A 17,810-nucleotide genomic window follows, 5' to 3' on the forward strand; every position below is an offset into this window, starting at 1 on the left:
GGGGCTGGCTCAGGAGGCTTCCAGGAGGCGTTTGATGTCGTGAAGGTCCTGCAGAACCATTTTTCGGAACGTGCCGACCAGGATCGGGGTGAGAAGCTTGTAAAGGCCCTTCCACTTAACATCCGACACCACGGTTAATGTGCAGCCCCCGTCGACCTCTTTGAAGATCATGTCGATCCGGCCGGTGCACAGGGGCAGATCGGCGTCCTCGACAAACACGTTGGGGCGGTCGAACTCGGTATAGCTCATGCTGGCAACATGGGTCATGCCCAGCATCTTGAAGTCTTCGGTCCAAAAGGTGCCAGCCCCGTCGGGCGCCGGGGAACCGCGGTTTACCTTGTCCAGTGGGCGTTGCCATTCAGGCCGGTTATCGACGTTGCTGACATAGTCGAAGGCCTTGTCTATCGGGCAGTTGATGACGTCAGAGGTAACTGAGAACTTGCTCATCTGGATTTCCTGTTCATGCGAAGTTGCGGTGTCAGGGACACATGAAGGTGTCACCGGCTGATGTGGTCCCAGCGCGTTTCGGGAACTGATCGGGGCATACACGGAGCCAGATTTCTGGCACTTCGTAACCGGTCAGGTCACATCTCGTGTTTCGGGGTATTTGGCGAACCGGGATTTCGCAAAGGGACACAAGGGAACGACCTTGACGCCTTTCGCGCGCGCGTGTTCGACCATGCGCAGGAACAGGGCATCTCCAATCCCCTGACCCTTCATCTCGGCGGGAACATCCGTGTGGTCGATGATGATCATGTGTTCACCGGCGATGGAGTACGAAAGCTCCGCTACACCGCCAGCACCATGGGTCAGGAACCTTCCCTTGGTTTCCCCAATCTCATGTTCGATGTTCATGTCCTTGCCTCCGATGTGTGAGCACGCACGGGATCATGCGTGCCCAGTTGGTTTGAGCCTTGCAGATCAGGCTTTAAGGTAAACGATCTCGTGCAGGCTGCTTTCGGTGTAGACCTTGGTCTCGCCATTTCGGGTGACGGTCAGCTCTTCCTGGCCGACATAACGATAGACGTCTTCGCCCGGGATTAGCTCGCCCTTCTCGACCATCACGACGTGGTCGAGCTTGATGTTGAGCGAGAAGGAGACGTCGCCTTTCTCACCTTTCAGGGTGAATTCCTTGGCAAAGGTGTACCCCATCTGATCATCGGTCATGGTGTCGTTGACTTCACCGTGGAAGGTCACCGCCCCGTCGCCTTCGCGCGGGTCGATCGGAGTCATCAACTGGCTGTTTGCATCGGTGACCAACGCGATCGGCATGCCGACACTGTCGTCATTGTTCATGAACATCGCATCGTCGATCGAGATGTCGGTGGTGTGGACCTTGCCCCAGTACCAGTTCTTGAAGGCCCCGGCGAGGGTCTTGGTGCCCCAGTTGTGGTCATGATAGCCCACACCTTTGACCTGCACGGTCTCGCCGTTCTTGTACAGTTCACCTGCGATGGGTCCCGACGGGACGGCGACGGTCCAGGGAAGCGGGAACTCGACGCCTTCGGTGGTGAAGGGATGGTTGCGCTTTTGCAGCTTCAGCTTGGCCCCATAGCCGTCGATCATGGTGTAGATCTCATGGTGATCGCCCATGTCGCGGCAATATTCTTCGCCGAAGGTCGCGTCACACTTGTCGTAGCTGGTGGTGACCTCGTCCTCGGAATAGACCTTCATCTTCCAGATGTCGGGCTGACCTTCGGGATAGATGTTCAGGCGCACCGAGGGCTCGCGCGGCTTGAGGCGCGTGTCGTTCAGCGAATACATCACAACGAAGTGGTCGCCATTGTCGAAATGGGCGTCGAAATACCACCACTCGAAACGCTCCTCGCGGTTGGTCACCGGGAAGTCGATATGTGTGGCATCGGCCTTTACATAGTCGGTCATTGTTCTTTCCTTTCTGTCTTCAGAATGGCCTCAGAAAATCTGTGCAACCTCTTCGAAACCGAGACGGGAAAGGCGGGGGAAAACACCGGCGCTGTCGCCGTAGCCGATGTTGACGATGAAGTTGGCGGTCACATTGGTGCCGTCGAAGAATTCCTTGTTCACGCCCGCCGGGTCGAAACCCGACATCGGCGCCACATCCAGGCCGACAGACCGCAGGGCCATCAAGAAGTAAGCCGCCTGCAGCGTGCCATTGCGCTCGGCGTTGTCACGCGCAACTTCGGCATTGCCCGAGAACATGGCGGCGGCATCCGGGAAGATCGGGAAGATGCGGTCCATCTTTTCAAAGAAGGCCTGGTCATTGGCCAGGATTGCGGTGACGGGTGCGGCGCTGGTCTTGGCCTTGTTACTGTCCAGCATCAGAGGAACCAGGCGTTGTTCCTTGGCGCCGTCACGCAGGAACACGATGCGCATCGGCTGGATGTTCATGCCGGTCGGGCCCATCTTGGCCAGATCATAGGCCTCTTTCAGCAGTTCGTCCGAAACCGGCTTGTCGGTCCAGGCATGATGAGTGTGCGCCCGCCCCATGATCAGGTTCATGGTGTCGACATCGGCCTTTTGCACTTTCTCGCGCAGGGCATTCACTTCGGCGATGGCTTCGGCTTGACCAGGAAGAAGTTCAGACATTTCGCAATTCCTTGATTGTTGCGGACGTTCTTATTTGAGGACAGGGAATGCGGGCGCAGGGCGCGCCCGCACATTGGGTCACTCGTAGATCGAGAAGAAGTTGATCGGCGCCCATTCCGGCAGGGCCGGGGGCAGTTCGGGGCTCAGCGCCTCAAACTCCTCCGCGCCATAGACCACCTCGCCGTCCATCACCGTCAAAACCGACTGGATGGACGAGATCTGATCGTCGGGCACTGCAAAGTAATCCGCGTTCAGCAGGGCCATGTCGGCCAGCTGACCGGGTGTGACGCGCCCCTTTTCCTCCTCCTGAAACTGGTGCCACGCGCTGCCAACGGTGTAGGCATAGAGCGCCTTTTCGCGGGTCAGGCGGTTTTCTTCGCCCAGCACAACCTCGCCAGATACCGAACGACCGGTTGTGGCCCAGTCCATTGCGGTCCACGGATTGAAGTTCGACGCGCGCAGCCCGTCCGTGCCCAGCGACATCGGCACACCGGCATCCAGAATGGCCCGCATCGGAGGGCTGGTCAGTGCCATCTCAAGACCATTGGTGGCAACGAAATCATCGCCATGCATCGCCATGCGGTTCTGCACACCGATCGCGCCACCCAGGGCCTTCACCCGTGCGATGTTTTCCGGGGTGATGGTCTCGGCGTGCTCCAGGCTCCAGCGCAGACCGTTCAGCGGGATTTCCGCATTCACCTTCTCAATCGCATCCAGCATTGGCGAGATGGTCTCGTTATAGGTGGCATGCACGCGGAACGGCATGCCCGCGGCGGTCAGCTTGCTGACATCCGCATACATCTGCCCGCGGATCACATCCGGGTCCGGCGAATAGATCGGCTGGGTGAAGTTCTCCCAGTCCGAGACCAATTCCAGCGTTTGCAGGCTGGCAAACAGCAGCTCGCCCATGCCTTCGAACTGGAACCCGCCCTCAAGCTCTGGATGCAGGTTCTGGCCCGGGGCCAGCGGGTGGTCATGCGCCATCGTCTCGATCGAGGCTTCCACGCCTTCGGCCGGGATCTCAAGGAAGGACAGGCGCACGGTCGATTTGTCCATGTCATAGACAGCGGTCGTGCGTTCGGGATGCGGGTGCAGTTCAGCCGTACCCCCGTCCGAGACCGAGGTGATGCCAAAGCGGTTCATGTCGCGGAACATGTGCTGCATCGACAGGGTGGTTTCTTCGCCCTGGGTCAGCGGCACGACCGCTTCGAGGATCCAGAAGATCCATGAGGTAGGCTCGCCATAGACCACGCCGGTGTATTTGCCGTCCGCGTCGGTTTCCCAGCGCGTCTGCGGTACATGGGTGAACACGAAGGGCGCGTGTTCTGTCAGGACGTCTAGCGCGATCTGGTTCACAAAGCCCACGTTATAGGCGTGCTGCACCAGATAGGGATGGTTCGGCACCGCGGCATTCAGCTCGTCCAGGGTCGGGTAACGACGCTCTTCAAACTGGTGCGGCGACCAGCCACCGATGGCCTTGACCCAATGGCCCTGCGGCGTGCGGGCGGCTTGTTCGGCCAGCATTTCCAGCGCGCGTTCCAGGGTCGGGACACCATCCCACTGCACGTTCAGCGCATAGGACATGCCGCCGGTAATGGCATGGACGTGACCGTCATTCAGGCCGGGGATCAGGCGACGGCCATCGGCGTCGATGACAGTCGTGTCCTCATCGGTCAGCTCGAGGATCTCGGCATTCGTGCCGACAGCCTCGATGCGGTTGCCCACCACCGCAACGGCGGTGGCGCCCTGTATGGATAGGGCTTGAGTGGTCACCAGCGCGTTGTGGATGACCAGGTCGGCGGTTTGCTGGCCAAAGACCGGTGAACCAGCCATTACAGTTGCTGCAGCCGTGGACAGAAGAAGATGTTTCATGCGCGCGTTTCCTCGAAAAAATGGACCAGATCGTCAGTCGAGATGGCCGTGGTAGTTGATCCGGCCGTACTTGCCGACGCGGGCGTCGGCATAGGCCTGGTGGATTTCAGCCTCGGTGTTCATGACGAACGGCCCGTGGGCCACCATGGGTTCCGCATAGGGCGCCCCGCCGAACACGAAGAGGTCCAGAGCTGCGTCCGTCGGGTTTTCCGCGGTGATGCCGTCGCCGTCCGTGTCGAACAGAAGGAACTGTTTGTCGCTGACCGTTGCCCCGTTCACCACGGCCCTGCCAATTGGCAGATAGCCGCCGTATTCGTGCCCTCCCACGGTGGGCAGGTCGATGCGCGCTCCGGCCTCCAGGTGAAGATGCCAGATAAACTGTTCGGTAAAGGTCGGGATCGGGGAAACTGCACCGTTATAGGCGCCCAGCAGCACTTTCAGCACAGCCTTGCCTTCGCCAAGATCCACGACCGGCAGTTCTTCAGCCGCCAGAGGCATGTAGTCAGGGGCCTCCGCCTTGTTCTTCGCGGGCAGGTTGACCCAGAACTGAAAGGCGTAGAAATCTCCGCCCGCGTCACGCAACTCCTTGGACAGCATCTCGTCATGGATGATGCCATTGCCGGCGTTCATCCACTGGACCCCACCTGCGGTGACGGTGCCATGGCCACCATTGCTGTCGAAATGCGTCACCGCGCCTTTCAACAGATAGCTGAAGGTGGCAATTCCACGATGAGGGTGGGCGAAGCTGCCGTTCGGGGTGGGCATCTCCCCCGGCGCAAAGCGCTTTTCCAGAATGTGATCCAGAAAGATCACCGGACCGATTGCCTGCGTGGCCTGGTTGGGCACGGCCCGCACAATATCCAGCGGACCGACCTTTTCGGGAAAGGCAGTGGTGGTTGCAACGACCTGTTTGACCGCTCCGGTTATCGACTGGAATTGACCCCTTTGGGTCGACGCGTCTACCTGCAGTCTTTGCGTGTCCTGACCGAAGCCGCTGACTTGTCGCAATTGGTCAGGCATTTTGAACGCGGCAACGAAGAAAAGGTGGTTCTTGCCGTGGATGACAACTCGGATTTGGACCTGCTGGTTCCCTCCTTTCGGAAACTGCAGCAGGCATACCCGGAAACGCGGGTGGCCCTGAGAACCGAAATCCTCTCCGGTACGATCAAAATGATCAAGGATGGTGAGGCGGATATAGCAATCGCGCCCATGCTGCCGATCATTCTTGAGGAAGAGGAGTTCGACTTCATGCCGATCTCTCAATCCACCATGCATAATGTCGCCGCGCCCTCGCTGGTCGAGGCCATGTGTTCAGCCACCAAGATTTCGGACCTCAGACGATACCACCAGATTCTGGTCAGCGATTCCGGGGATTCCGAAGGCATGTTCGATCGCGAATTCGGCGTCCAGAAAGGCCAACGGCGCTGGTACGTAAGCGACTTGCATATGAAGAAAAAACTGTTGTTGGAAGGGCTTGGGTGGGGGCGTCTCCCCAAGCACCTGATAGCGGACGATCTGGCCGCCGGGCGTTTGGTCGACATTGAACTGCAGTTCAGCCACTTCTTGCTGCATCTGGAGTATTTTGCCTTCAGATTGTCAGAGGCGGCGAACGGCCCGGTCGCTTCTGCGATTTGGGACAATCTCCAGCAACTGAGCGCGCCCCTCAATCCAAATGAGGCTATGAGGCATGCCACTCCAAAGCAGAAATTCCGGTAGGGCGCCATACTTGCCATTGTGGGCACGAACCTGGCTCGTGCTCGTGTGAAACAGCCCTCTGGATGTACTCCTATTGAGAGTCTTCTAATAGATTTTCTGCCGGAGTGGTTCGCTTCCGCAACGAACGGCTGCTTCCCCATCTCGAAACTTGTGGCCTTGGGGCAGGTCGATGTGATCTGAGGGGCGCGGCCCGTGTGGCGCTGGATGTATGGCAGGAGGCGTACAACACCCACAGGCCGCGCTCGGTGACGTCCGAGAATTCTTCCGAGAAAGCGATGATCGGCTGTACGGCTGTCAAGGTAAGCCCAAGGGTGCTCCGCGCTGGAGGAAACCCGGGGTTCAGGTCACAAGACATTACCCGTTCGTGGGGTGGGCATGGCTGGTCAGCCAGAGGGCTTGGGTAGTCTCAGCCGATCGGCGAGATACGGCAGTCGGGCCTGGGCGGCGGACACGGCCGCTTTGCTGGCCTGCGCGCACAACAGCTCTTCACCATTGCCCGCCCGGGCCAATGCTTGCCCGTTGGGGGCGATGATGCAGCTGCCGCCAAAGAAATCCATTCCATTCTCATGGCCACAGGAATTCGCGTAGCAGACATAGATGCCGTTTTCGAAGGCGCGGGCGGGAATGACCGCATTCGCCACCACGCCCCATTGTGCGCCCAGGGCGGTGGGCACCAGGACCAGTTCGACCCCGGCTTCGGCCACGGCGCGGAAGGTCTCGGGAAACTCGGCGTCATAACAGATCAACGTGGCCGCCTTGATGCCGTCGATCTCGAACAGGGTGTAGCCGGTGCCGGGGTGAAAATGGTCGCCCTCGAACCCGGGCGGCAGCAGCAACTTGCGGTGGTTCGCCAAAAGGTTGCCATTGCGGTCGACACAGGCGGCGGCGTTATGGATCCGGTCGCCCGCGCGTTCGGCAAAGCCGTAATGGATCGCGATATTGTGGCGATAGGCGAGATCCGCAATCACCTTGGCCGAAGGGCCGTCCAGTGGCTCGGCCCAGTCCGCCACACGGTCCCCGATGTTGTAGCCGGTCAGGAACAGCTCGGGCAGCAGCAGAAGGTCGACCTCCTGCCCGTCCAGGCGGGCCAAGCACCCTGCCAACCAATCCAGGCGCGCCTGCGGACCGACAAGGTCCGCAGGGCTTTGGGCAACCGCGATATTCAGGATGTTTCCCATTTCTTACCCCTTGCTCAGCAGGATCTGACGTGGGTAGCTGGTGATGTAGTCGATGCCCGTTTCGGTCACGACCACGCTGTCGCCGATCCGACCCGCGGTCACCCCATCGACCGAGATCCCGCCATCCACGGCGAAGGTCATGCCCGGCTGAAGCACGGTCTTGTCGCCCGCCTTCAGCTCCGGCGCTTCCAGATAGGCCACGCCAATGGAGCGCCCGGTGCGATAGCCGGTCTCATAGCCGCGCATCTGGTAAACCTCGTTGGCCGCCGCCGCGACATCCTCGGCCAGCACGCCCGGGCGCATGGCGGCGATGGCGGCCTGCTGCGCTTCAATCGCGGCCTCCTGCACGTCACGCGCCTGGTCGGTCACGTCGCCGATGTGGAACATGCGGTCGAAACCCAGCTTGTACTGTTTGAACTGCGCCATGTTGCAGAAGCAGAAATAGACCGGGTCGAACTTCTGATAGGCTTTCACGCTGGCGCGGCGGTGCACCATCGAGGCATCCGTGCCGCTTTGCAGGATCTGCAGGTTGTGGATCATCGGCGAAACGAACCGATCCCAACCCTTGTCGGTCAGGAAGGTGGCCGCCTTGCGCGAGCCCGCGTCGATCACCGCCAGCGCGCTTTCGAATTCCTGCGCCCCTTCACGCAGGCTGTCATGGGCTGCGCCCATCATGGCACCGGCGATCTGTCCGGCCTGTTTCATCACCTCGATCTCGAACGGGGTCTTGATCATGCGCATGGCACCCAGCACCGGCGAGATATCCTTGAGCGGCACGCCCGGGTAGGTCTCGTCCAGGTGGTTGCGCACGATGGCGGGGATGGTGTTGCGCTCGACCCAGATCTCGGCCGGCTTCTCGCCCAGGGCACCGGCCAGGGCGCGACCCCAGCTGTTCGGGCCGATATCCTCCCAGGTGCGCACGTCCTCGACCCAGGTCATTTCCGCCACCATCTCGCTTTCCATCAGCGGTGTGATGACAATGGGCGCCTCCTCGGCGTCCACGACCACCATCGAGGGGCGGCCGAACTCGATCCCCAGGTAGCCCCAGAAGCCCGCCAGGTAGGCCATCGAGCTTTCATCGGTGAACACGGCCTTCCGAATGCCATGGTCGCGCATGCGTTCCTGCAGGATGGCCGTACGTTTCTGTGCTTCTTGCAGCATGTTCCACATTCCTTTCGATGGTGGGTTTCAGTGTGTTGGTTCGGGGCGGTTCAGTCCAGCAGCCCGGGAAGATAAAGCGCGACCGGCGGCACGAAGGTGACGATCAGAACCATGGGCAGGTGGCCGAGCATGAGGAACTTCATCGTCGGGCCGACATAGGTCGACAATGGCTGACGGGTAACACCACCGGCCATGTAGAGCAGCGGCGCACAGGGGGGCGAGATATTGCCCAGCCCCAGGTTGGTGCCGACGATGGCGGCGAAGTGGATCGGATCCAGGCCAATCTTCTGCGTGACAGGCAGAAGGATGATCGCCGCCAGCACGCCACCCGACACGTCGTCGATGATCATGCCCATGATCAGCAGCAACAGGTTGATCAAGAGAAGGATCACGATGCGGTTGTCCGAGATCGACAGGAGCAGGTCGGCGAACTGCGTCGGCACCTTCGCCAGCACCATGCCGCGGCTCATCACGAAGAGGAAGAACAGCACCATCAGGATGGCACCGGTCAGCCGTGCGGCCTCGACCGTCGAGGTGAATAGCGCCTGCATCGGCAGTGACCGGTAGATGATCAGCCCGACGATCAGCGTATAGACCAGCGCGACGGCGCCTGCTTCGGTGGGCGTCGCGATGCCGGAATAGATGCCGCCCAGCACGATCACCGGCATGATGATGGCCAGGCTGGCCTTCTTGCCGGTATGGGTGGCTTCCTTGGCGACCTCGGCCAGCGGGATCTTCGGGGCGACGGTGATCGTGGTGTTCTTGCGCAGGAAGATGAAGTTCAGCACGCAATAGGTCAGTGCCAGCAGGATGCCCGGCCCCATGGTGGCCAGAAAGGCCTTGGCCACGCTTTCGCGGATGGCGATGGCGAAGACGATCATCGGGATCGACGGTGGGATCATCAGGGCCAGCACCGATGACACGGCGACCAGGGCGGTGGCGTGGCCGGGCGGATAGCCCTCCTTGATCATGCGCGGCACCATGATCTTGCCGATCGCAGCAATCGCGGCGGAAGCACTGCCGGAAATCGCGCCGAACAGCGCACAGGTGATCACGGTGACGGCGCCCAGCCCGCCCTTGGTGCGGCCGACGAAGGTGTTGACGAAGTTCAGCAGCCGTTCGGAGATGCCCGAGGCCCCCATCAGCGTGCCCGACAGGATGAACAGCGGGATCGCCAGCAGCGAAAACGCGCTGACCTGCGAATAGCCGAAACCGGCGTGGAACGAAATATTCGTGCCCGACATCAGCCCGTAGGCCAGCGCGCCGGCACCAAAGGCGAAGCCGACCGGAACCTCGATCAGCAGCAGAATGACGATGACCAGAAAGGCCAGCAGGAAGAAGGTCATGGCTCACTCGCCTCCTTTTCCGGTGATCAGCGCGCGGGCTTCCAGGAAGGCCTGCAGCGTGAGGTAGAGGATCATCAGGGCAAAGCCCGACACCATGCTGAAATCCCAGATGTATTTCGGCAGGCGCATGTAGGTGCTCTTGCGGTTCAGGGACAGGTTGTAGGCGGCGAAATCCCAGGCGAACCAGGCGAAGACCAGCACCGTCACCAGGCAGACCACCGTGCCGAACAGGCGCACCGACAGCACGGTCCTGCGGTTCTGCGTGATCAGGGTCAGCACGCCGCCCTCGATATGGTCGCGTTCGCGGGTGCAATAGGCCATGCCGATGAAATAGATCCACAGGGCCAGCATCGGCGCCAGCTCCTCGATCCCCAGGAAGGGCGAGGCGATGACGTAGCGCATGAAGACCTGCGCGGCCATCAGAAGGCCCAAGGACAGGATCGCGGTGAACAGGATCACACGCATCAGCCAGGCCATGCGGCGTTCGACGGCATAGAAACCGCCAAGCCCGCGATAGACCGGCTGGGCCGGGTCATGGGCAGCCGGGATGATCGGCTCGGGTGCCAGCACATCATCCAGGCTGTCCGTGTGCAGAAGTTCCTTGGTCATGCGCGCCTCCTCCCAGGTTCATGCATGAGGGTGGTCTGCGCCCGCGGGAGAAGCGGGCGCAGAGAGGGGATCAGTTGTCGGCGGCAGCCTTGATCTGACCCATCACGTCGGCGCCGATGATCCCTTCCATGTAGGGGTATTCGACGGCGGTCACCTGGGCGCGGTAGGCGTCGAGCTGTTCGGGGGTCAGCTCGACCACCTCGATCCCGGCCTCACGCATCTGGTCGAACCACTTGGGGCTTTCGGCCTCGGCGTTTTCCCAGGCCCAGGTCACGGCCTCGTCGGCGGCGGTGCGGATCCAGCCCTGTTGTTCCTCGCTCAGCCCGTCGAACCAGCGCTTGTTGGCGGTCCAGAACGTGTGTTCGAAGTTCTCGCGGGTAAAGACATAGGCGCTGACCACGTCCTTGAAGAGCAGCACTTCAGAGGGCGGCGAATAGGCCCGGCCGTCGATCGCGCCGGTTTGCAGCGCCGTGTGCACCTCGGAAAAGGCCATCGGCACCGGGGCGAACCCGGTCGCCCGGTAGCGTTCGATTGCCATCGGCATGCCCGGCACGCGCATCTTGAAGCCCTGGGCCTCCTCGGGGAAGTTGGTCGGCACATCGACGCCCTTGCGTACGACGAAACCGGTGAAATCGGTCGGGATCGTGCCCAGAAGCACCATGCCCAGGTCCGCCATGATGCCGTCATAGACGCCGTTCATCACTGAACCCGGGCCATAGACCTGGCGCCCGGTCTCCCAGTCGCTGGCCACATAGCCCAGCACCGAGACGTCCCAGCGCGGGTCCAGTTCCGAGTGGTTCCAGCTCATCGTCATCTGCACCGCGCCCTGCGAGACCTGCTCGACGATCGAGGTCCAGTCGCCGAGGTCGCCGCCCGGGTGATAGTCGACAGTCATCTCGCCGCCCGACAGCTCTTCGAGACGGGCCGAGAACTGTTCGGACACCGCGTGGAAGATGTGCTGGGTGTCCATGACATGGCCCAGGATGATCTCTTCCGCCGTCGCTGCGCCAGCGCCGGCGGCCAACAGGCCCGCAGCGGCAAAGCCTGCCTTGATGTGTTTTGCGATTGTCACCGTTTCATCCTCCATCTTGGTGAGTCGTCCTTTTCGGGGTGGGCAGATAACTGGCATAAAATGGCCATGCTGTATACAGCTAAGCAGAAAAATTTGACAAATGGCCGAATTTGAACAGAAAGGTGCGATCAGTGTATACAGCAATCAGAAGGAAACCGCATGTTTGACAGGGGAAGACACTCACGCGCAAAGATAGGATTCGTCCTTCTGGCGACCGAACAGACCATCGAGGATGACATGTTCACCCTGCGCCCCGACGGGGTCGGCATCCATTTTGCGCGGGCCTGGATCGAGGACAGCATTACCGTCGATACCCTGTCGCGCCACGCCGATGATCTGGCCCGCGCGGCCCACAGCCTGCTGCCAGACGGCAGCCTCGACGTGATCTGCTACGGCTGCACCTCGGGCAGTCTGGTCATCGGCGAGGACCGGGTCGCGGCGGAGCTGAACAAGGGTGCGCCCAAGGCCCGCGCCACCAGCCTGATCGCCGCGGTGATTGCCGCGCTCAGGGCGATAGCTGCAAGGCGCATCGCGGTGGCGACCCCTTATCTGGACGAGATCAACGTCCAGGAAGTGCGTTACCTCGAAAAGGCCGGGTTTGACGTCGCCAATATCCAGGGGCTGCAGCTGGAAAGGGACAGCGACATGATCCGCGTCCGCCCGGACTATCTGGCGGAGTTTGCCCGGGAGGCAGACACTGCTGACAGCGATGCATTGTTCATCAGCTGCGGCGCGCTGCGGTCGTTGGAGGTTGTGGACCGGCTGGAGCAGCAGCTGGGCAAGCCGGTGATCTGCTCCAACCAGGCAATGATGTGGCATGTCCTGCGCCTGGCAGGCATCGACGATCGGATCGGGGGATATGGCCGGTTGCTCCGAGACCACTGAAATCGGCTCTTCTTTGCTGCACACAGCCTTGCTAGTACTTCGGGAACCGCAGCCGTTCAGGAAAGGGAGCCTCCTTGTCCGCAGATGCCACATCCATGACGCCTCCTGGCTGGGGCGACCGCAAGCCGGGCGTCGAGGATATCCAGCGCCTGATCCTCAAGCGGATCTGTTTCCTCGAATACACGCCCGGCGACAGGTTGAAGGAGGCAGAGCTGGCCAAGGAGTTCGGCGTCAGCCGCACCCCCGTGCGCGACGCCATCAGCCGGATCAATCATCTGGGGCTGGTGGAAACGATCAACGGGGTCGGCAACGTGGTGATGGAACTGCCGTCAGAGAAGATCACGCATGTCTATGAAATGCGGTTGCATCTGGCCTCGCTGATTGGCACGACCGCGCCCGCGCAAATCGAAGACAGCCACCTGGAACGCGCCCGGGGCTTGCTGGCGCAGGCCCGGCAGCTCAGCGGGCAGGTCGATTCCCGCCAATATGTCATCGTGAATGATCAGCTGAATACGCTGATCAGTGATCTGATCGGCAATTCGGTTCTACGGTCCTTCTGGACCCAGGCCTATTACCAGGCGGCCAGCACGTGGCACAGGGTTGTCGATTGCGCGGGCACCGAAGTGGCCGATGCCTTGGTGGCCGAGCTTGTCGACCTCGAAACCGCGCTGATCGAGAAGGACATCCTGGCGGTTGGATATATCCAGCGCATTCACATCGGCTATGGTTTTGCCCGTATCAAGAAATTCCTGTTCCGTGAAACGGCCCTTGACCCTTGAAGGCCACGGTCCGGTTTGCGCGGCGCCATGTTTGCGCGGCGGCCAAACGCGGTTTCGGTGCGGCAATTTGCTCGCTCTCAATAGGCGTGGGGATTGTTAGACTTCGACGCGTTCCAATTTGCCGGAGTCCAGCCATGCGCCAGATTACCCTTGCCCTCTTCGCCGCTTTTCTGGCCACCGCTGCCCTGGCAGAGGAGGCGGTGGATATTGCCCCGCTGATGCAGGACGTCTGTGCCCATTGCCATGGTGAGACCGGCGATGCCTCCAGCCGCATGTATCCGCGTCTGGCAGCGCAGAACCGGGACTACCTGGAAAAGCAGCTGCTGAATTTTCGCGACGGCACGCGAGTCAGCGACATCATGAACGGCATGGCCGCGGAGCTCAGCGATGCGCAGATCGCGGCCCTGGCGGAGTTCTACAGCACGCAACCGGCCGAAAAACATCGCGTGCGCAGCTCGAAACGCGCGCTGGAGGCGGTGGGTTTTTACATCTACCACGAGGGCAACGAATATACGCAGATCCCGCCCTGTGCCGATTGTCACGGCGAGTTTGCTGCGGGCGATACAAACCTGCCGCGTTTGGCCGGGCAACACCGGCACTATGTCGTCGAACAGCTGATGGCGTTCGAGGACCGCACCCGCACCAATGACAGCGCGATCATGCATTCGATCGCCAAGAACCTGACCGAGCTGGAGATCAATGCGGTGGCGCTTTATGTCAGTGGTCTGGTCGAGGGGGGGGCGGAATAAGGGTCAGATCAGCAGCGCCTCGCGTGCCATCAGGGCCGCCTGGGTGCGGTTGTTCGCGCCCAGCTTGGTCAGGATGTTCTTCATGTGCAGCTTGACCGTGACCTCCTGAATGCCCAGTTCGCGGGCAATTTCCTTGTTGGACAGGCCCTGTCCCAGTTGCTTCAACGTCTGCATTTCGCGGTCGGACAGGGCGCCGAACTGATCTGACCGGTGCTGCGCCGCGCCGGAGGGGGCGAAATCGAAGGGGAAATAGCGTTCACCGGACAGAACGAAGCGGATGGCGTTGACGAAACTGTTCGCAGGCAGGGATTTCGGCAGGAACCCCTGCGCGCCCTGCTCCATGGCAGCGGTTGCGACCTCGCGGCTGGCAACGCCGGACATCAGCGCGACCCGGGTTTGCGGAAAGGCGCGGCAGGTCCGAACCATCCCCTGCAGCCCGTTCATCCCGGGCATGTGATAGTCCAGCACCAATAGGTCGATGGGATAGTCGCCTGACAGCACCTCATTCGCCTCGTCCAGATTGCAGGCGGTAAAGACACGAAACCCCTGGGCTGCCTCCAGATAGGCGGCAATCGTATCGCGTACAAGTTCGTGGTCGTCGGCAATAAGAATGTTCGTCATCACAAGTCCCCTTTGTCCACGTTTCCACGAAACCATGAAAAAATGTCGAACGCGAGGCAGGGCACCCCTTTCGTATAGGTGCCTATGCGCCTGAACCACCCTGCGCCGCCGCTCGGTGCCTTATCAAGGGGACAGGCAGCAAGGGAGGCGACGATGCCAAGCACCACTCCGACGCGGATCAAACCATTCGCCCTTATCATCGCCGTCCTCGCGTGTCTTGCAGGGGGCGTGGCCCGGGCCGACACCCTGCGCATTACCCATCAAGGAGGGGAAGAGGTGGTGACCGCCGAGGATCTGGCGCGGTTCGACCAGACCGGTTTCACCACCTCGACCATCTGGACCGACGGCAAGATCGCCTTCGAGGGCGTGCCGTTGAAGGTCTTGCTGGACAGTCTGGGCGTGACCCGGGGCCAGGTCGAACTGCGCGCGCTGAATGACTATGCGGTCACCCTGCCGGTGGCCGAGCTGGAGGCGCAGGCGCCCATCATAGCCGCCCGCATGAACGGCGCCCCGATGCCCGCGCGGCGCTGGGGACCCTATTGGCTGGTCTATCCCTATGACGCGGACGGGATCTACCGCTCCGAAGTCACCTATTCCCGCTCGATCTGGCAGCTGGTCAGCGTCACGGTCATGGATTGATAACAAATCGTTTCCTAGACTGGGCGGGAACGGGAAGGTGTTTGCGTGGTGCCAGTGACGTCTCATAGATGGGTCTGGGGTGCAGGGCTGATCGCCCTGGCCTTGGTGCTTGCCGGTATGGTCTGGACCCTGCTGGTGCAACTCGACCGGCTTTCGACCGCCAAGCGGGACAATGTGACCTGGACGTTGACGCAGGTTGAAACCGAACTTGCAAATCTCGAAACCATGCTGGCCCGGCACGGGACCGGCGCGCAGGCCGATGCCGGGCTGCGCCTGCGCGCCGATGTGGCGTTGAGCCGGGTAAACCTGGTCTCCTCCGGGGTGGTCGGCGCGATGCTGCAGTCCACCCCCGAGGGCCTTGCGTTGGTCGAACCACTTGAAACTTATGCCGATGAAATCAGCGCTCTGCTGGACCGGGCGGAGGCGCTCGACACAGCCACGGTGGCCCATCTGACCCGGCTGACCGCCGATATTCGCCCGCCCGCCCGGGCCTTGGCGCTTTATGGGGTTGAGCTCAGCGTGGCGGCGGATGAGGCGCAGCGCGCGGCCTTTGCCCGCACGCTGCGACGCACGGGCGGCGTGGCGATCCTTCTGGTGGTGGCGCTGGCGGTGCTGGTTCTGCGGCTGCAACAGGCGCGCACGCGGGCGGCGGCGCAGGATCGGGCGCTGGGCCTGTCGAACCGGCGGCTCGGCTCCACCGTGGCGGCCTCTCTGGATGCGATCATCATCGCCGATCAGACCGGCCGGGTGGTTGAATTCAACGCGGCGGCTGAGACCATCCTGGGCTGGCGGCGTCAGGAGATCCTGGGTGCGCGGATGGACGAGACGTTGATCCCAGAAACACATCGCGCCGCCCATCGCGCGGGCATGGCGCGGTTCCTGGCGACCGGGGAACGCCGGGTGTCGGACGCGGGCCGGATCGAGATCACCGCCCTGCGCAAATCCGGCGAGGAATTTCCGGTCGAGCTGAACATCACCTCCGCCGAAGGGCCTGCGGGCACCGAGTTCATCGCCTATCTGCGGGACATCTCGGACCGCAAGCAGGCCGAGGCCAGCCTGATCGAGGCGCGCGACCGGGCGCAGCAGGCGGACCGCGCCAAGTCCGAGTTCCTGGCAATCATGAGCCACGAAATGCGCACGCCCCTGAACGGCATCCTTGGTGTGCTCGACCTGTTGCGCACGACACGGCTTGCGGACAAGCAGGCGGGCTATGTCGATATCGCCGCCGCCTCGGGCGAGATCCTTTTGGAGCATGTGAACGAGGCGCTGGACATCACGCGGATCGAGACGGGGGAGCTGGTGCTCTCGCCCCAGGTGTTCGATTTGCGCGCGCTGATCGAAAGTGTTTGTGCCGTGCTTGCGCCACTTGCGGATGAAAAAGGGCTGGCCCTGCGCCAGGAGGTCTCGGAGCAGCTTGCCAGCCATTTCAAAGCCGATGCCGGGCGCATTCGGCAGATCCTGATCAACCTCCTGGGCAATGCGGTGAAATTCACCCCCTCGGGCGCGGTGACCCTGTCGGTTGGGTCGGGGACGGGCGGGATGGTTGAGTTCACCGTGCGCGATACCGGCCCGGGCATTCGCCCCGAAGACCTGGATCGCATTTTCGAGGATTACCGCAGCCTCGCCCCCTCCGGCGGGCGGCAGCGGCGTGGTGACGGGTTGGGCCTGTCCATCGCCCGGCGCATTGCGCGGCGGCTGGGCGGGGATCTGACCGTGACCAGCCCGCCGGACACCGGCGCCAGTTTCACCCTGTCGCTGCCTCTGAACAGGGCCGCGGCGGAGGCACGCGCGCTCGTCACGGAGGGATCAGGCGCCCCGTCCCCACGCGGCAAACGTGTGCTGGTGGTTGAGGACAATGATACCAACCGCCGCCTGCTGGGGGACATGCTGACCGGTCTGGGCCACGAGGTGACCCATGCGGTGGACGGGCAGGCGGGTGTGACGCAGGCGCGCGCGCGGGGCTTCGACCTCATTTTCATGGATATCTCGATGCCCGTGATGGATGGGATTGCCGCCACCCGGCACCTGCGGGCCGGGCCGGGGCCGAACCGGGCCACGCCGATCATCGGGTTGACGGCGCATGGCGATGACGTCCACCGCCACGAGGCGCAGCAGGCGGGGATGACCGCCTATCACGTCAAGCCCATCCGCCTCGCCGCCCTGCGGGACATCCTGGGTGACACCCTGGGGGCGCGCGCGGATGAAACCGTGACGGAGGGCAGCGCGCTGGAGGAAGCCTGCGCCCTCATCGGGGCAGAGAGGCTCGCCCACCATGCCGCACGGTTCGAACAGGAGCTTTCGGCCTTTACCTCTCTCCTGCACGGGCCTGATGGTGATGACCCCGCCGAAGCGGCGCACAGGCTGAAGGGCGCCGCCGGGTTGCTTGGCTTGTCAGAGCTCGAAACCCTTCTGGGTGCGCAGCCGCTGGATGCGGAGGAGATTGAGCGCGGCTGGCATGCGGCAAAGGCGCGGCTGCACCGGGTTCTGGAAGTCGCTGCCAAACCAAAGCCGTAGCGCCTGCTCGAAAGGGTAGCCGCCTGTGCCAAACGCGTGCGGGCCTGCCCTTTCGCCCCACCCGGCCCTTCGTAGCCCTGTCGCAGACTGATCCCGTCATT

At 62.1% G+C, this 17,810-nt stretch carries 18 protein-coding genes; 6 read left to right on the forward strand and 12 right to left on the reverse strand.

All coding sequences use genetic code 11. The features are described 5' to 3' along the window. Nucleotides 1-9: 9 nt before the first annotated feature. From ACO07D_RS09890 to ACO07D_RS09915, 6 genes are all read right to left on the reverse strand, one after another. Nucleotides 10-447 (reverse strand): SRPBCC family protein, encoded by a 438-nt coding sequence (locus tag ACO07D_RS09890; protein ID WP_421702769.1) that lies wholly within the window; start codon nucleotides 445-447, stop codon nucleotides 10-12. A gap of 132 nt (nucleotides 448-579) precedes the next feature. Then, nucleotides 580-855: a GNAT family N-acetyltransferase gene (locus tag ACO07D_RS09895; protein ID WP_421702770.1), complete on the reverse strand. Its 276-nt coding sequence runs from the start codon at nucleotides 853-855 to the stop codon at nucleotides 580-582. Nucleotides 856-921: 66 nt separating this feature from the next. Beyond that, a complete protein-coding gene (locus tag ACO07D_RS09900) occupies nucleotides 922-1,884 on the reverse strand; it encodes a hypothetical protein (protein WP_421702771.1) in 963 nt (320 codons plus the stop codon). A 30-nt stretch (nucleotides 1,885-1,914) separates the two neighbouring features. Continuing rightward, nucleotides 1,915-2,568, reverse strand: a complete 654-nt coding sequence (locus ACO07D_RS09905; RefSeq protein ID WP_421702772.1) for a malonic semialdehyde reductase — start codon at nucleotides 2,566-2,568, stop codon at nucleotides 1,915-1,917. Between the two features lie 78 nt (nucleotides 2,569-2,646). Further along, on the reverse strand, nucleotides 2,647-4,440 hold the full coding sequence (locus tag ACO07D_RS09910) for an amidohydrolase (RefSeq protein ID WP_421702773.1): 1,794 nt from the start codon (nucleotides 4,438-4,440) through the stop codon (nucleotides 2,647-2,649). A gap of 33 nt (nucleotides 4,441-4,473) precedes the next feature. Continuing rightward, a complete protein-coding gene (locus tag ACO07D_RS09915) occupies nucleotides 4,474-5,295 on the reverse strand; it encodes a pirin family protein (protein ID WP_421702774.1) in 822 nt (273 codons plus the stop codon). Between ACO07D_RS09915 and ACO07D_RS09920 the strand changes: the two genes are divergently transcribed. Next, a complete protein-coding gene (locus ACO07D_RS09920; RefSeq protein ID WP_421702775.1) occupies nucleotides 5,236-6,156 on the forward strand; it encodes a LysR family transcriptional regulator in 921 nt (306 codons plus the stop codon). The genes ACO07D_RS09915 and ACO07D_RS09920 overlap by 60 nt on opposite strands. 383 nt (nucleotides 6,157-6,539) lie before the next feature. Here the strand turns inward: ACO07D_RS09920 and ACO07D_RS09925 are convergent, their stop codons facing one another. From ACO07D_RS09925 to dctP, 5 genes are all read right to left on the reverse strand, one after another. Next, entirely contained in the window at nucleotides 6,540-7,334 is a 795-nt protein-coding gene (locus ACO07D_RS09925) for a carbon-nitrogen hydrolase family protein (protein ID WP_421702776.1), read from the reverse strand. 3 nt (nucleotides 7,335-7,337) lie between these two features. Continuing rightward, on the reverse strand, nucleotides 7,338-8,495 hold the full coding sequence (locus tag ACO07D_RS09930) for a M24 family metallopeptidase (RefSeq protein ID WP_421702777.1): 1,158 nt from the start codon (nucleotides 8,493-8,495) through the stop codon (nucleotides 7,338-7,340). A 50-nt stretch (nucleotides 8,496-8,545) separates the two neighbouring features. Beyond that, nucleotides 8,546-9,841: a TRAP transporter large permease gene (locus tag ACO07D_RS09935; protein WP_421702778.1), complete on the reverse strand. Its 1,296-nt coding sequence runs from the start codon at nucleotides 9,839-9,841 to the stop codon at nucleotides 8,546-8,548. Nucleotides 9,842-9,844: 3 nt separating this feature from the next. Further along, nucleotides 9,845-10,450, reverse strand: a complete 606-nt coding sequence (locus ACO07D_RS09940) for a TRAP transporter small permease (RefSeq protein ID WP_421702779.1) — start codon at nucleotides 10,448-10,450, stop codon at nucleotides 9,845-9,847. A gap of 70 nt (nucleotides 10,451-10,520) precedes the next feature. Next, nucleotides 10,521-11,522 carry a TRAP transporter substrate-binding protein DctP gene (gene dctP / locus ACO07D_RS09945; protein WP_421702780.1) on the reverse strand — a complete coding sequence of 334 codons (1,002 nt, stop codon included), beginning with the start codon at nucleotides 11,520-11,522 and terminating at the stop codon, nucleotides 10,521-10,523. A gap of 159 nt (nucleotides 11,523-11,681) precedes the next feature. On the opposite strand from dctP, the gene ACO07D_RS09950 reads away from it, so the two are divergent. The 3 genes from ACO07D_RS09950 (at nucleotide 11,682) to ACO07D_RS09960 (ending at nucleotide 13,935) form a co-directional block, all read left to right on the forward strand. After that, entirely contained in the window at nucleotides 11,682-12,407 is a 726-nt protein-coding gene (locus ACO07D_RS09950) for a maleate cis-trans isomerase family protein (RefSeq protein WP_421702781.1), read from the forward strand. Nucleotides 12,408-12,502: 95 nt separating this feature from the next. Beyond that, nucleotides 12,503-13,186 (forward strand): GntR family transcriptional regulator, encoded by a 684-nt coding sequence (locus ACO07D_RS09955; protein WP_421702782.1) that lies wholly within the window; start codon nucleotides 12,503-12,505, stop codon nucleotides 13,184-13,186. A gap of 134 nt (nucleotides 13,187-13,320) precedes the next feature. Next, nucleotides 13,321-13,935 (forward strand): c-type cytochrome, encoded by a 615-nt coding sequence (locus ACO07D_RS09960; protein ID WP_421702783.1) that lies wholly within the window; start codon nucleotides 13,321-13,323, stop codon nucleotides 13,933-13,935. A 3-nt stretch (nucleotides 13,936-13,938) separates the two neighbouring features. Here ACO07D_RS09960 and ACO07D_RS09965 read toward each other — a convergent pair whose 3' ends face one another. Beyond that, the gene (locus tag ACO07D_RS09965) at nucleotides 13,939-14,556 is read right to left on the reverse strand and encodes a LuxR C-terminal-related transcriptional regulator (RefSeq protein WP_421702784.1); all 618 of its coding nucleotides are present in this window, start codon (nucleotides 14,554-14,556) and stop codon (nucleotides 13,939-13,941) included. A 228-nt stretch (nucleotides 14,557-14,784) separates the two neighbouring features. On the opposite strand from ACO07D_RS09965, the gene ACO07D_RS09970 reads away from it, so the two are divergent. Both ACO07D_RS09970 and ACO07D_RS09975 read left to right on the forward strand, forming a co-directional pair. Continuing rightward, complete coding sequence (locus ACO07D_RS09970) at nucleotides 14,785-15,195, forward strand: molybdopterin-dependent oxidoreductase (protein ID WP_421702785.1); 411 nt, start codon at nucleotides 14,785-14,787, stop codon at nucleotides 15,193-15,195. A gap of 48 nt (nucleotides 15,196-15,243) precedes the next feature. Beyond that, on the forward strand, nucleotides 15,244-17,709 hold the full coding sequence (locus tag ACO07D_RS09975; protein WP_421702786.1) for an ATP-binding protein: 2,466 nt from the start codon (nucleotides 15,244-15,246) through the stop codon (nucleotides 17,707-17,709). The last annotated feature ends 101 nt before the right edge of the window (nucleotides 17,710-17,810 follow it).

The sequence above is a fragment of the Aliiroseovarius sp. genome (genome assembly GCF_965228805.1).
Lineage (GTDB): Bacteria > Pseudomonadota > Alphaproteobacteria > Rhodobacterales > Rhodobacteraceae > JASBTN01.

What these genes read in the sequence shown, in the direction of transcription:
- ACO07D_RS09900 (WP_421702771.1), bottom strand. Translation starts at nt 1,884, where the DNA reads ATGACCGACTATGTAAAGGCCGATGCCACACATATCGACTTCCCGGTG.
- ACO07D_RS09890 (WP_421702769.1), bottom strand. Translation starts at nt 447, where the DNA reads ATGAGCAAGTTCTCAGTTACCTCTGACGTCATCAACTGCCCGATAGAC.
- ACO07D_RS09950 (WP_421702781.1), top strand. Translation starts at nt 11,682, where the DNA reads ATGTTTGACAGGGGAAGACACTCACGCGCAAAGATAGGATTCGTCCTT.
- ACO07D_RS09960 (WP_421702783.1), top strand. Translation starts at nt 13,321, where the DNA reads ATGCGCCAGATTACCCTTGCCCTCTTCGCCGCTTTTCTGGCCACCGCT.
- ACO07D_RS09895 (WP_421702770.1), bottom strand. Translation starts at nt 855, where the DNA reads ATGAACATCGAACATGAGATTGGGGAAACCAAGGGAAGGTTCCTGACC.
- ACO07D_RS09955 (WP_421702782.1), top strand. Translation starts at nt 12,503, where the DNA reads ATGACGCCTCCTGGCTGGGGCGACCGCAAGCCGGGCGTCGAGGATATC.
- ACO07D_RS09930 (WP_421702777.1), bottom strand. Translation starts at nt 8,495, where the DNA reads ATGCTGCAAGAAGCACAGAAACGTACGGCCATCCTGCAGGAACGCATG.
- ACO07D_RS09905 (WP_421702772.1), bottom strand. Translation starts at nt 2,568, where the DNA reads ATGTCTGAACTTCTTCCTGGTCAAGCCGAAGCCATCGCCGAAGTGAAT.
- ACO07D_RS09925 (WP_421702776.1), bottom strand. Translation starts at nt 7,334, where the DNA reads ATGGGAAACATCCTGAATATCGCGGTTGCCCAAAGCCCTGCGGACCTT.
- ACO07D_RS09910 (WP_421702773.1), bottom strand. Translation starts at nt 4,440, where the DNA reads ATGAAACATCTTCTTCTGTCCACGGCTGCAGCAACTGTAATGGCTGGT.
- ACO07D_RS09935 (WP_421702778.1), bottom strand. Translation starts at nt 9,841, where the DNA reads ATGACCTTCTTCCTGCTGGCCTTTCTGGTCATCGTCATTCTGCTGCTG.
- ACO07D_RS09965 (WP_421702784.1), bottom strand. Translation starts at nt 14,556, where the DNA reads ATGACGAACATTCTTATTGCCGACGACCACGAACTTGTACGCGATACG.
- ACO07D_RS09940 (WP_421702779.1), bottom strand. Translation starts at nt 10,450, where the DNA reads ATGACCAAGGAACTTCTGCACACGGACAGCCTGGATGATGTGCTGGCA.